Raw genomic sequence first — 13,966 nt, 5'->3', positions numbered from 1 at the left:
ACAGTCTCCTAGTCCAGTGTCGAACAATCACACTGATTACAGACAATTAGAAAGTGTATTTCGGCTAGTGAACTTTGATAAATATTTCCATGTAAGTCCCTATGAGTTTCCTTGTGAGAAATTGCTGGACACTCGTGTATACGAAAAAATATATTGTCCGCACATCGGGGGCGTACTTGAGAATTCTAGTCACAGGAGCAGCAGGTTACATCGGTTCACATGCTACAAACGCATTGTTGGACGCAGGTTTCGAGGTTGTGGGTTTCGACAATCTCAGCACTGGTTTCCGTGCCGCTGTTCCAACAAAAGTAAAGTTCATTGAAGGCGATATTCGAAATACGGAGCGTTTGACCAAAGCTCTTGTTGAAAACAAAGTGGCTGCAGTCCTTCACTTCGCTGCAAAACTTAAAGTACCGGAATCCATTTCCAAACCGTTGGACTATTACGACAACAACATTTCCGGTACGATCTCTCTTATCCAAGCCTGCAAGAACGCCAAAGTGGACAAGATCATCTTTTCTTCCACGGCTGCGGTGTATGGCTCCGGCAATGGCCACACAGGATTAGTTACCGAAGACGCGATCGTCTGCCCTATCAATCCATATGGCTCTTCCAAGCACGTTGCTGAAATGATCCTTAGAGACTCTGAAACTGCACACGGAATCAAATCCGTGATCCTAAGATACTTCAACGTTGCAGGGGCTGCTTTGAACGGAAAGAATGGCCAGCGTACTGCTGACGCCAGTCATTTGATCAAAGTCGCATGTGAAGCAGCAACGGGCAAACGCCAGCAAGTTTCCGTTTTCGGCACAGACTACCCCACAGTGGATGGTTCCGGCGTTCGTGACTATATCCACGTTGAAGACCTTATTGATGCTCATGTTCTGGCATTGAGATATCTATTGGATGGCGGCAATTCACAAATCCTGAATTGCGGCTATGGCACTGGTTACTCGGTGTTGGAAGTTTTGAGCACTGTTCAACGTATCAGTGGCAACGACTTTGCGATCACTTCTCATGGTCGTCGCAATGGAGACGCTGCACACTTGGTGGCTGACTCAACAAAATTACGTCATCTGCTGGGATGGAATCCAAGCCGTAACAACCTGGATTTGATCTGTAAGACTTCATTGGACTGGGAGAAAAAACAATCTCAAGCTGTGGCTCTGGCGCCTCGCAAATGGAGATTTGAAAAAGGTTTCTTCATGCCTCCGGCGAAACCTCAGACTTCCGTTCTTTAACTGGCTTTGCTTTGCTTTGAACGAATGAACAGACGCAGCGGCGTCAGTTCTTTCTCGGCGATGCCAATAAAGTGTCCATGGATCTTCCATGCATTTTCAATCGGGTTCAGGTCTTCGCAGGAGTCAATCCGAATTGCCACGGGTTCAATACCGATCTCACTGAAGATTGAACTCTTAATACGCAGAATTTTTCCCAATGGCATAGGCACTGACGAGTGCATGGTAAAGCCCATCTCGGAAACCGCCACGATCTCATTCTTGATTTCCCACTCCGCCTTAATGGCCACGGCAACTTCACTAAACGCCGTCGCCGACTGAGAGCTGCTCGCCACGATCGTACGAACTTTGGCCAGCAGCATATCTGGATCAATGGGTTTGATAATATAGTCATTCACGCCGGCCTCGAGGCCTTTCTCGACGTCGCTTTTCTCGCGTTTGCCCGTCAGCAAAATCACTGGCAATTTGCCCAAATGAGGTTGCTTGCGAATAGTACGAGTCAGGGCATAGCCATCACTGCCACCTGGCATGATCGCATCAGTAATAACCAAATCAAACTTCTCCTGAGTCAAGTGATGAACGGCATCGATCGCATTCGTTGCCTGAACAACCGCATGACCATCCGAGGTCAGCAGCGCTTCGAGAGTCATAAGAATACTTTTTTGATCATCTACGATAAGTATATTGGCCATAGTTACCTTCCTTAGGCTGCCCCTTTTTCGCTGATGTAGTTCTTCAGGTCCTGCAGACTTCTGGCAAATTCAGCCTCGATCTGTATCACCCATTTATTAATGTGCTCCGGTTTTGTTTCGTCTTCAAGTTTTTGACAAAGATCTGCCAAGATTTTTGCTCCAAGAGTTGCTGCTGATGACTTCAAAGCGTGTGCGGCCGAACTGAAGTCAGGACCTCGCATTGACAATATAAGGTCCGGTGTGGATGTTTCAAATTCCTCAACCAACGCCTTTAACAGACTGCCATCTTTGGATGCGTACTTCTGCAGTTTTTGCAGTGCTGCCATATCGATCACCTGCGGATCGCCGGGTTTCAGATAACGCTGCAATGTCTCGATCATTCTTGGCAATTCAATAGGCTTGGACAAATAGTCGTCCATGCCCGCATTCGTGTAGGGTGCTTTATCCGCGATTGTTCCCTCGGCGGTTAAGGCCACGATGGGAATACGACGAATTGAGTTTCTAAGCTGCTCTTCCTCGCGAATGCGCTTGGTGGCATCAAAGCCATTCATAATCGGCATCTGACAATCCATAAAGATAAGATCATATTTCCCAGTGCGAGCCATCTCAACCGCGATTCGACCATTCTGCGCGATATCCACCTGCAATCCGAATTTGTGCAGATAATTTTGCGCCACACGCTGATTGATTACCTGATCTTCCGCCACCAGAATTCTGCCTTTAAACAAAGAATCGAATTGAGTCTCGGTCGACAACTTAGGAACATCCTCTGCCGCGCAAACCGGAAGCTGCAAACTGAACCAGAATGTCGAGCCAATACCAAATGTACTTTCAACACCCATCTGTCCATTCATCAGATCCACCAGCTGTTTACAAATGGAAAGACCCAGTCCCGTACCACCAAACTTCTTGCCCGCGGTTGCCTGAAAATACTTCTGAAACAATGCTGTGCGCTCGTCCTCTTGCAAACCCATTCCGGTATCCCGCACCTGAAACTTCAAAAGCGAAGGCCCCGTCGCAGAATCAAGAATTGAAACCTCAAGACCCACGGTTCCGGCACTGGTGAACTTAACAGCGTTCCCCATCAGATTTACAAGTATCTGCCGAATCCGGCCTTGATCACCGTTAAAATATAAATTACTTCTTTGCGAGATACTGAACTCCAGCTCTACATTCTTTTCCTCAAGGGCCGGGCGGAACATCTCGACCACATCGCGAACCAGGAAATTCAAATCAAAGGGCTGCGGATCCAGGCTGATTTTGCCGGCTTCGATTTTTGAATAATCCAGAATATCATTGATTAACATCAATAGTGATTCGGCAGAGCGCTTTATTGTACCGACATATTCCTTTTGCTCCTGCTCCAAGGCGGTCTCTGCCAATAGAGTACTCATGCCAATCACACCATTCATCGGTGTGCGAATTTCATGGCTCATAGCCGCCAGGAAGTCTGACTTTTTAAGGGACGCCTCCACCGCAGCCTCGCGGGCTTTGGCCCACTCCTTCTCGACTTGCTTACGACGACTGATATCACGGAACACCACCAGCGCCCCGGCGATCCCCCCATCGATATCCTTGATCGCACGACTGCTTAAAAGGATATAAGTTCCCTCGGGATGGGTTTCATTCTGAACAAAGATCTCAAGATCATCCACCTCAACGCCATAAAGCGCACGATGCAAAGGCAGATCTTTGGAGGAATACGGTTTGCCATTCTCGTCGTGAAAACCCAGTGCACCGGCGCCCGCTTCCGTCCCGATCTCTTTGACCTTCGTACCGACGGTGCGTTGAGCAGCAGCATTGTATTGAGTGAAGTGACCCTGATTATTCACCACGATCATACCTTCACTCATGCTTCCCAGAATGGTATCCAGAAGCAACGAACGACGTTGCAGATTTTCTGCGATGTCCCTTTGCGCCTTCAGATCTTTATGCTGCCAGTAACGGCTTAGCAGAATCACCACACCGAACAAACCCAGAATCGCAAACATCAGTTCACTTCTTAAAAAATTATATCCACCGATTTGCACAAAGTCCTGCTGGGCTTTGCGGTGCGCCTGCAAAAGTTCCAGAATTTTTCGCTGATTGAAATCCTCGATATTGGAGGGAGTTCGCGCTGTGTGCTTTTGCTTGATTTCCAAGGTGGCTGTTTCGAATTGTCGGTGCAGGTTCTGATTCAGCTCATAGACCTGCATTTGCAGATCATAGCGACCGTTTACGGACTTGTACAAGTTCGACAACTCGTTATTGATTTTGGTTACTTGGGAGTTAAATACCGCAAGCTTTTCCGGCGTGCTGTCTTTGAAGTAGTCTTTCTTGGCACGATCCACATCATGCAAAATTCCCGACATATTCTGCAATGAATTCACGGATCCTTCCGGCAGAAGTGCTTTTTGCAATGAATGATGTTCCTGAAACATCGAAGAACCCACCGCCACCAAAACCAGGAGACAGAGTTCAACCCCGAAACGGGAAATCAAAGTTTTAAATAAAGACACAGAATTCATGTAGTTCTAATCGGTGTTTCAATTCGGGAAATGAAGTGTCTCAGGGACGAACTGGACCCCGTATTTTCTCTATGGAGTCTCATGAACGGAACAGTTGTTTAAAAGATCTGCAGTTTTATTGAGACGACATATTGTGGACGGGACCAAGGACGCCTATCCTAGACCTATCTACTAATGAGGTACGTATATGGAAAACAAAAGGCACTTTCGCCGTTGCCAGCACTGTGGCACGGTTCATACCAAACACGACCAGTCACTTTTTGTATGCGAATGCGGAAACGAGCTCGCTCCCCTGTATTACAGCCAATTGGTGACCATCATTCAGGAGGAATCAATCTACTTTGCGGATATCCTGAAAGGCAGCTCCGTGATGCAGGAAAAGCCGTTAATTGGTTTGACGGTGGATTGGGATGCAAACGTAGAGGCCTCTCACATCCTGCGGGATGTCTGATCGACTTCTGTCGTTAATCAAATTAGCGAAAAGTAAAATTGCATTATAATGAGGGCGTAAGCAATATCCTGGAGGTCGTTATGACTGCTCCCAATGCGAACCCCTCTTTCTCAGGTCTTCACCAAGGTGAGGCGACCAATAATCACATGGATGAAAGCAACATCCTGAGCGACAAGGATCAAACCTCCAAAGTCGATGTCAAAGATTTGAAAAAAGCCATGAAGAATACCGACCGCTCCTTTGAGTCTTTGGAGGATTTACCTTCGGACTTTATTCGCGGTGAACGGGACGTCCTTGATCAGATGAACCTGGCAGCGGATGCGTTGGACTCCTCCCTGCGTGGCCTCCCTGATCATGGATCCGAAGACAGTCCTCGCGGCGAATTGGGCTCTTCTTTTCAAAACACACCGGGCGGTATTGAAGAAGTCAGCGCCAAAACAGACGAGTATCTAGCCTCCCACGGGCTTAAGAAAAAACCGCGTCGGTCCACCGGGGTTGGTTAATACCCTATGTCATGCTGCTTCAGAGGGCGAAAAGAGCCTTTCACCTTGACCCAGTGAATAAGCATTCCTACTATCGGAGCCATTCCAGGAGGCTTATTCATGACTAAAAAACCATTTATGAATTTTGCTGTGGATCACATGACAATGTTGTTCCACCCAAAACTCTACAAACTTTCCTACGTAGTTTTCCGTAACATTTTCGGAACAACTCCTGACGACCTTTTGTACGAAAAAAAACGTAAAGGCCAAAACGGCGCAAAAGACGTTTCCATGACTTACGCGACTCGCGTGGGAACTTGGGAACCAAAAGCTGGCGATCCGCTAAACACGATCTTTGCATTGGTTCAACCTTCTGAGCCTAAAGATCAACCTTCACACGTTCGTCAAATGTTGGATGGCCACGAAAACACGGCTCATCTTCAGCACGTGGCTTTGCGCACTCCGGATTTGATCGCTTTCCATAAACACATGGTTGAGCGCGGTGTTCAGTTCGTAACTCCAATCCTAAAAGACGATCATGAAAACCTGATTCAGGTGTTCTCTGGTGAGTGGTACTTGCCAGGCGCCAAGCCATCTGGTTTCTTCTTTGAATTCTTGCAACGTGACCCATCAGACGATGAATTGGCAACAATTCAAAAAGCCAACAAACAAAGCTGGTTCCGTGACGAAACGTTCTTGGGTCTTTACGACGAAAAAGAGCGCGAGTACCAATCTGGCAACGTGCTTTCCTTCCTTCCGAAAGAAACAATGGAAGCGCTTTGGAATTATCTTGGTGACAAAGAAGTCTACGAAATCACTGAAGCTGACTTGGAAGCCTGCGATAAAATCATGATCGACATGGCCGCTAAAGCTCAGGGCAAATAGATTTTAAATTTAGCTTCTGAAAAAATCCCGCTTCATCAGCGGGATTTTTTTTATTCTGCCATTTCTAAAATCCAGAAGGGCACGCACCCTGCTTACAGATTCTAAGTTTCCCGGTGAAGTTCACCTGACTGGCATTGATATTTCTACCCAGGCTTTTTCCTGCCAACTCTTTGAATTTAAACTCAAACACACAGATGCGCGGCACCTGCGTTGTAATGGAATTCAGGGAGATGGCTTTCTGTAAGAAATTAATTCCACCAGGTCGAGCACCTGAACCATTTCCGAAAATAGTGGACTCTGCGCTGTCATCTTTCTCAAAAACTCCACCCGACGGCAGCTCGTTCTTACGCCGAGGAGCTGATTGCCCGCCCCGCTGGCGATAGTCGCATTGGTAGGCAAATGATACCTTATCCAATGCCTGACTGTAGTTACCACCCGCCAACGACACGTCCACCATATACTTCCCTTGTGAAATGTCAGTCGTCACCGTTCCCTGCTTATGCAGAACCTCCTGGGACCCCAGATAGCAAAAGCGAACCGCATACTCGGCCCCCAGGTTTTCGCTTCCCAGAAGTATTTCCAGGCGATTGACCTTATTTTTAAACATCAACGACGATTCGACCAGATTGTTCCAGTCATTTGCACCGATGATGCTTTTATAGTCACCCTGATTGCTCCAAGCCAGTATTTGATCTCCATAGTTGGTTTTGGATCGACAAACACAAGGGCCCTTTTTGGGATCGGCCGTTTGAGGATTGCAGTATTCGCCATTTTCCAGATTTAAACATTCTTGCTCATTCTGCAAAATCGTATGGCGCAGACTTGCATTGCACAGGAAGAGCTCCTCCCCTGTCGTGTTATCCACGGCCGTCTGGATATCAACCTCGGCCCGAGCCGCAAACGAGAATAGTAGAATCAAAACGCCAACAAGATTCTTCATTGCCTATTCCCCACAGCGCAGTTTTGCAAATTCAGCTTTTTGCATCGGATAGCTATTGAAGATCGGCGATATTTTTTGCATGCGTACGTCTTCGATACCAACCTCCTCACCCTCGTAACGCGGGCGACGAACAGTAAACTCCATGACCAGGCGCTGATGGAACTTTCTTTTTCCCAGCTTCAGGCATTTTGCTCCATCACAAACTGAATCATAGTATGGCGGCCATACCGTCGAGCTGATAATCGATTCGAGTCCTTTTAGGGTCTCGGCCAAATCCACAGCTTGATTGTTTTGATTCAAAGGCACCAACCCTGTGAATTCAGGAATAGCACCCAATGTTTGTAAAGTCGAAATGGCCGGAAGGTTATCGATCCCCACCGTGGAGCCCGTCACGTCATACATGCGCAACACCATTTGGCGAAGGCCACTCAGGAAGATCGCATAATCATCCGTCGGATCCTGAAAGGTGGCGACCAAGCGGTAACGGCCACCTGCCGCGACCACCGCATCGTCCACTCGGTAGCGAATTCCTTTTACGAAACCTTGCCAGTTCGGTGGCACCAAACCGCCATCCCACCACTCTTCAACCAATTTCGGTGTTTTCACACCACTAAGTTTATACAATTCCACCTGGCCGACAAAGGGCTGAGTGAAATTCGACGAACTTGTGCATACACGACCCTCGCATTTTTCCTGTGCAAGATTTGACACGAAAAATGACAGGTCGATATCAGTTTTGTTTTCAAAGTCTGTTTTAATTTTCAATTCACCCCAATCTGCGTTGATATTGTAGTGAGTGGTAAAACGCGGAACTCCCGTGCCGAAATCCTCTGACAAATTCAAAAGATTCGCGTTGGGGGTTATATTCACATGCATTGCACGGCTTCCGATATTCTCGACATCGGCGCTATAGCCAGTATCGTCTCCCGTCGTCAAAATATTGATATTTCCATAGATGTCCTGGGCCTGAATGCCCATGGATTCAAGATAGTCCGCTTCCAGGCATTCGTTCTTTAAAATAGGCTGAACAGCGAATTGATTTTGCCCTCGGATTTTTAAAAAGCACATATCACCGCGCAGAATAAGAGCTCCATCCGGTCGTCTTTCGATCTGGCAGTATTCCTGATCTTCTTTGGCGACAATGGGGGCTCCGGCGATATCGATCACGCGCATATCGAAACAGTTTCGGATAAATTTAAACTGACGGCTGAAGTTAGCCTTGGTTCTAAGGGCCGAATAGGAATTGAATGATTTGGAATTCTGAATGGAACATTGTTCCGGTTCATAGTTGTCAAAGATATAAGTGTCTTTAACTTCTGTGGAATGAGTCCATTGGGTCGCGCCCAACGTGATCATCAGATATCGACCAGCATCTTCCTGACACTTGTAGACTCGCGATGCAGGGATCAGCTGTTGTCCTTTAAAATCCCCCCAAGAGCGACTCTCGGGGGAGATATTGATTTCAATACGGTCGTCATTATCCACCACACAGCCAGCATTTACATGCTGACCGCAGAGGGCTAATAAAACCCCCAGAAGAAGATTCCAGCGGCCGCCGCCGCCTTCAAAATGTGCTTTGAGTTTACCAATAGACATAGTGCGCTCTCCTTCTGAGAATCAAATTAACTAGTGGTTTTTGTGACCATGATCGCAGTTTGTGCAGTTGCCCATGGAAGCCATTTCGACTTTCGTGTGCGTGCAGATATTAGCGCCATGTTTTTGCCATTTTCTGTGTTTCGCTTTGTTTTTATCCAAGCCATTTGTCTCAGAGTAAACGTAACGGATTTTGCAGAATTTAGCGGCTGCGTGGTTACCCAAGTCGACATTCTTGTTGTCGATCAATTGAGTAAAGCTGCCTTTTGCATCTTCCCAGTCAGACTTGTCATAGTAATTGAATTTACCTTGGTTCAAGTACTGCAAGAATGAAGTGTTGTATTGAGCCACTTCAGACGCGTTGATTTGCGTGTCGTAGTCATTACAGTTACCGTGTTCGCAAGTTTTATTTTGCGTTGTGCAGATCACGTAAGCTTTCATCTCAAGGTCAGCAAGTTTGCTGTAACCTTCGCCTGATGGTGCATAACCGAAATCTGTCACAGCAGTTTCTGCAAGGATGTTCCAACCCGTGTTGATAGTGCCGTAGTCAATTTGTGATCCACGGTAGCAGATATCAACGAAGTACTTCGCTGTATACAGCTCAGAACCCAAATTGAAGGACAATGTTTGCAATACATTTTTGTATGCATCCACTTCACCCGGGAATACGTGTGCAAAGTACGGACTTTGACCAGAAATCACGTCTTTGTGTGGATCAGCGCCTTGACCCCAAGGAACGTAAGTCGCATGGATGTAGTTTCCGTTCTCACGACCTGCTTCAGTTGTACATTCGCAGACGTTCTTTCTTGGAGGACCTTGATGACCAGGGCCACCTGGACCGCCTGGGCCACCAGGACCGCCGGGACCGCCAGGTCCACCTGGGCCACCATGGCCGCCATTGAACAGATTAGCAAAGTATGGTTTTGGATCTGGCAAGTTTGGACCGTCTTTGCCGTTGCCATTACCTTTACAATCAACGCCAACGCAATCAGGATCACACGCTTCATGAGTGTCTGAAGTGTAGCAAATTGCTTTGTCACCTTTATAAGGATTTTCAGTTAATAGACCCGCATTACATGGATAGATGCTTGGTCCCGAGCTGTTCACTCGGAATGTATAGGTAACCTGAACGGCGTTCGCTTGGATCGCCATGAAGGTCACGGCTGTTGCAGCCAAACCTTTCACAAAACGTTTCATGTTGTTCTCCTTCCCATTCAAGGGCTGTTTAATTAAACTGATATTTTCAGTTTAAATTGAAATAAATTTGAGTTTTCAAAAGTGGCATTCCTAATTCAGGAATTCTTGGTGCCACATCAAATGCTGCTGTTTTTCCGGATTCATCCCGACAAAGAACGTAGTTAAGCTTCTGGGGTTGATTCACCTCATCCAGTGAAACAGCCAGTAGTGCCTGATTTGCACTGGCACCACAGAACTGAGCCAGCTCCGCTTGAAATGCTTCTCCGCCCACAGGGGTGTAGTAGTTAAATACGCTGTTCAGATCCAACAGGACATAGCGCCCCCCCGACAGAAAATTCACCAAGGATCGAAGATCCGAAAGTTTAGTCTGGATCGAAAACACTCTCGAAAGCTCTGTGAATAGCTGACGCAAAAGTGGCGACGTTGTCCCGGCGCAATTTCTGCAAAACGGTTCCAGTCTTTGACATTGCTTCGAATCACCGCAAATCTGCCGGCAATAATCAGAACTGCTGGCATCACAACTGATTTTGGTCGCCTTGGAATATTGCCCGCCCAGCTTTTGTACGTACCCACTTTCAACCACAAAGGCTGAAGCTGAGGACGTTTGAAAAAGAACGAATGCTGCGAATAAGAAGCTTTTCATTAGCGCCCCCAGAAATTCTGCCCGATAGCATCGCGGCATTCCTTCGTACGACCGTACATTCCGCCGAATCGTTCATAGGTTGAAAACTTTTTGCCATCATCACTGCAGTTGAACTTCAGGCGAACCTCACCTGAACATAAGGATGATTTAATAATGACTGCCTTGGTGATTGAGGACGTGGTAGGTGCCGATGTATCCGGAACCAACTCTTCAACCTTTCGGCCCGTGGTTTTTTCGAAAAAGTCAGCGGCCTTGGCAGCACAGATGCTGTGATAGCAACCGACACCAGCACCTAACTGCTCCACACAGTGCTCTGGAATGAACCCGTATTTTTGATACGTTTCTGCAGTCTTTTTCAAATTAACTTCCTGAGCCAGCGGAATATTTACTTTGTCTTTTTTTGCCTGAACGAAACGTTGGATGGATCTGAAAAAGTAAATCCCCAATTTTATAGGATTCACCGGCAGCCAGCCACCAGAGGTCATCGCCGCACTTGAAGTCACCCCCACAAAGTTGATTGAACAGCCACCGCAATAGGCCCGCGATCTAGGCTGATTATTATTTACATTTCCATTCACCTCGCCGATCGAGGTTCCATTGGAACGGGAATCACAGTAGTTCATAGTGATGCCATTGAAGGCATAAAAGTCGAAGGCCTTGGCACTGTTCGGTGCAATGGATACCGCACAAGGTGCGCCCACCAAGGGACCGAAATCTGCCAGGATTGAGTACTGCATTTTTGATTTCTGCAGAACCGGATCAAACTTGACAGTCCCATTGTCTATCATTTGTTTTAGACTGGTGACCTTAGGAGCCGAAAAGTCCACGTCAACATAAAGAGGCAATGCATTCCAACCAAATAGCGCAGTGCTGGCAAGGTCCGCAAAGAGACGTTTGTTCGCTCTGCGGGTTTGGTACCAAGGATCATATATTTTGCATGCCTTCAGCTCCGCATATGGATTGAAGACATCCGGCGATGACACTGTGGAGGACACCGGAAGAAAAGCATCGGCATACTTGGAAACGGCGTACAGATCCACCATCGCTTTCGTCATCTTGCGGGCGCAGTCGATACCGGAAGCACAAATGATATTGCCCCCTTCAGCCGGTTTACTTTTATCCCACAACAATAGTGGCGCCTGTCCATACAGGGATGGTGCCGTATCAACGACCGCGGGTACTTCCGCCTGAGGGATATTCAAAAGCTCTTTAACCCAGGGTTTAAAACCATCTTTGTTCACCTGATAGCCAGCGACATTCCAGATGTTTTGGCGTTCCAAAGAATCACAGAATCCCACAATCTGGCGGCCAGCACTGTCAAAATATTCTGCCATTTGATCCAGCGACTTTGGCGAGACTTCGAACGCTTTTTTCATTACGGAAAGATTTTTAACTTTGTCGATACCGGACTTCATGAAGTCCAAGCGTTGGTCCGCCGCCAGACGAGTCTCAGTACATAAATAGTAAAGCTCATCGCGATGGGTTTTGCTGTAGGTGCCGACGAAAGCCAAAGGCTTAACAAATTCAGCCAGCTCCGGCGCCGACATCGCCCCTGACATCACATTCAAAAACTGAATGGAGCTTTGCAGACGATTTTTCATGGAACCGCGATTTTGAACGAAGTTTTTTCGAAAGTTTTCAACCCAGTCCGCGGCTTCCTGATAGCTGCGAGTGCCCAGAAAATCCTCGTTCACCGAACGAGCACCGTTGTTAATCGCACCCTTTTCCGGACCTTCAGGGTTTTCTTTAAATGAATCAATGGGATTATTACCAGACTTGGCCAGTTCGCGAATACTATTCAGAGAAAGGGTCTCCGCATCGCAGGAGGGTTTCTCAACACTTTTACATCCATTTGGAACCATCATCACAGACTCTTCCAAAGCAATGGATTTAAATATCTCGCCCATTTGTGGGCTGACCTGAGACGGAATAAGCGAGTATCTCCAGGCAAAGGACAGATAAATTTTTACGCTATTCCAGAAATCGAAACCATATTGTGCAAAATCCCCGGCTCCGTCTGTTTTCAGATCCAGCTGAATAATTGCATTGCGTGAATCCAAACTGGAATCGCGATCCTCACAGGAAGTGATGTTCTTTTGTGAGTTGATATAGGACTGAGCCATATCCTGCAAAGAGGCGGCATCCAACAACGAAGTATGAAGGTGTCCTTGTAAACCCGAAAACTTTTTCAGGTAGGAACAGGCGACGCGATCCCGCGCCTTGGACTTAACAAAATTTGCGCCCGTGAAATTGTCGATTTTACTCCACGAGACACCAGCCCCTTGAGAGTTTTCCCAAATACGTGAAAGATACGTATTCAATTCAGGACAATAAGTTTTCTTATCACACTTAACGGCCAGTGCATTATAGCCCTGGAGTTTGGATGTTTTAAGATTTAATGGAAGCAGCGGCAGGCTGCCATCCATAATTCGATTGATAATCGTTTTGGTCAATGTTGCGACAGCAATTCTGAAATCCTGCATGCCTGCAGTACTCATTGCTGTGGTATCTGCCCCGATATTTTTCGCAAGTGAATAAGAAAGCTTTCCGGCGTTATAGCCATCAACCACCAAAAACACGGAATCTGTCGGGATTTCGGAGTCCAGCGCACACTGAGCTCGGTTTGTGACTCTCAGATTGTTTAACTGGATGTCCGACGAACTTGCTGCCGTCTGAGCGCGGGCGCTCATGGAGCAAAGAAGTATCGTCGACATAAGCAAGTGCGTGCAAGACTCCTGGATACGCATAAAAACTCCTAATTAACCACGCCACCCATGCCACAAGCGCTGACCTTGTTAAGCATAGTTGTGTAGAACAAAACCACCGTTTGATCTGCCGGCGAGAAGTTACGCTTAACGGAACCATCAGAGTTCACCATGTTGTAAAGATATGTATTCACGAATCTGTACACCGCTGGCGTAACCAAAAGATTGGAACGGCATTTGAAATTTCGGTAAGTTACCGTAACGCTGGCATAGCCGTCGCTATTGTTTTCGTTGCCATTGCCACCGATGTAAATGTTGTCTCCGCCGTTACCATTGTTGGAATCCCCATACCCTACTTGAAACTGCACAGTCCAACCAGAACCCTGATTATCCTGCCCGACGACCTTACAAAGATTCCCTGAGCACGCGATCGCCATTTCATTCTCAATCTTTTTTTGAATGTCGGCTTCGCTATAACCAGGTCTTGCCGGAGAATCGAATTCACCCGATCCTTCATCGAATTCGTTTGCTTGGGATGACATACCGACAAATAGAGCCGCCAGTACGATCAGTACGCGTTTTACGTCCATATACATTTCTCCGTTACTTGTGCATCTTGCCGTCATTCAATCA

12 protein-coding genes are annotated in these 13,966 nt (G+C 47.1%); 4 read left to right on the top strand and 8 right to left on the bottom strand.

What is annotated here, in order from left to right:
- The first annotated feature begins 176 nt into the window (after window positions 1-176).
- Window positions 177-1,241 (top strand): UDP-glucose 4-epimerase GalE, encoded by a 1,065-nt coding sequence (gene galE / locus ACLVWR_RS10775; protein WP_413580658.1) that lies wholly within the window; start codon window positions 177-179, stop codon window positions 1,239-1,241.
- Here galE and ACLVWR_RS10770 read toward each other — a convergent pair.
- Window positions 1,238-1,930, bottom strand: coding sequence for a response regulator (locus tag ACLVWR_RS10770; RefSeq protein ID WP_413580657.1), 693 nt, complete (start codon window positions 1,928-1,930; stop codon window positions 1,238-1,240). The two genes, galE and ACLVWR_RS10770, sit on opposite strands and share 4 nt — an antisense overlap.
- Window positions 1,931-1,941: 11 nt before the next feature.
- On the bottom strand, window positions 1,942-4,437 hold the full coding sequence (locus ACLVWR_RS10765; protein ID WP_413580656.1) for a response regulator: 2,496 nt from the start codon (window positions 4,435-4,437) through the stop codon (window positions 1,942-1,944).
- Between the two features lie 187 nt (window positions 4,438-4,624).
- On the opposite strand from ACLVWR_RS10765, the gene ACLVWR_RS10760 reads away from it, so the two are divergent.
- The 3 genes from ACLVWR_RS10760 (at window position 4,625) to ACLVWR_RS10750 (ending at window position 6,255) form a co-directional block, all read left to right on the top strand.
- Window positions 4,625-4,888: a hypothetical protein gene (locus ACLVWR_RS10760; RefSeq protein WP_413580655.1), complete on the top strand. Its 264-nt coding sequence runs from the start codon at window positions 4,625-4,627 to the stop codon at window positions 4,886-4,888.
- An 80-nt stretch (window positions 4,889-4,968) separates the two neighbouring features.
- Window positions 4,969-5,391: a hypothetical protein gene (locus ACLVWR_RS10755; protein WP_413580654.1), complete on the top strand. Its 423-nt coding sequence runs from the start codon at window positions 4,969-4,971 to the stop codon at window positions 5,389-5,391.
- 99 nt (window positions 5,392-5,490) lie between these two features.
- Complete coding sequence (locus ACLVWR_RS10750; protein WP_413580653.1) at window positions 5,491-6,255, top strand: hypothetical protein; 765 nt, start codon at window positions 5,491-5,493, stop codon at window positions 6,253-6,255.
- 64 nt (window positions 6,256-6,319) lie between these two features.
- Here ACLVWR_RS10750 and ACLVWR_RS10745 read toward each other — a convergent pair whose 3' ends face one another.
- From ACLVWR_RS10745 to ACLVWR_RS10720, 6 genes are read right to left on the bottom strand one after another with little or no spacing between them, the layout of a single operon-like run.
- Entirely contained in the window at window positions 6,320-7,195 is an 876-nt protein-coding gene (locus ACLVWR_RS10745; protein ID WP_413580652.1) for a hypothetical protein, read from the bottom strand.
- Between the two features lie 3 nt (window positions 7,196-7,198).
- Complete coding sequence (locus tag ACLVWR_RS10740; protein WP_413580651.1) at window positions 7,199-8,791, bottom strand: hypothetical protein; 1,593 nt, start codon at window positions 8,789-8,791, stop codon at window positions 7,199-7,201.
- 30 nt (window positions 8,792-8,821) lie between these two features.
- Window positions 8,822-9,985 (bottom strand): hypothetical protein, encoded by a 1,164-nt coding sequence (locus tag ACLVWR_RS10735; protein ID WP_413580650.1) that lies wholly within the window; start codon window positions 9,983-9,985, stop codon window positions 8,822-8,824.
- 46 nt (window positions 9,986-10,031) lie between these two features.
- Complete coding sequence (locus ACLVWR_RS10730; RefSeq protein ID WP_413580649.1) at window positions 10,032-10,628, bottom strand: hypothetical protein; 597 nt, start codon at window positions 10,626-10,628, stop codon at window positions 10,032-10,034.
- Window positions 10,628-13,375: a hypothetical protein gene (locus tag ACLVWR_RS10725; RefSeq protein WP_413580648.1), complete on the bottom strand. Its 2,748-nt coding sequence runs from the start codon at window positions 13,373-13,375 to the stop codon at window positions 10,628-10,630. Before ACLVWR_RS10725 ends, ACLVWR_RS10730 begins: the two co-directional genes overlap by 1 nt.
- Before the next feature lie 8 nt (window positions 13,376-13,383).
- The gene (locus ACLVWR_RS10720; RefSeq protein WP_413580647.1) at window positions 13,384-13,923 is read right to left on the bottom strand and encodes a protease; all 540 of its coding nucleotides are present in this window, start codon (window positions 13,921-13,923) and stop codon (window positions 13,384-13,386) included.
- Window positions 13,924-13,966: the final 43 nt, after the last annotated feature.

The sequence above is a fragment of the Bdellovibrio sp. HCB288 genome, from assembly GCF_047305935.1.
Lineage (GTDB): Bacteria > Bdellovibrionota > Bdellovibrionia > Bdellovibrionales > Bdellovibrionaceae > Bdellovibrio.
Note: the sequence above shows the minus strand (reverse complement) of the source record. Positions and strands in the feature narration are given on the sequence as shown.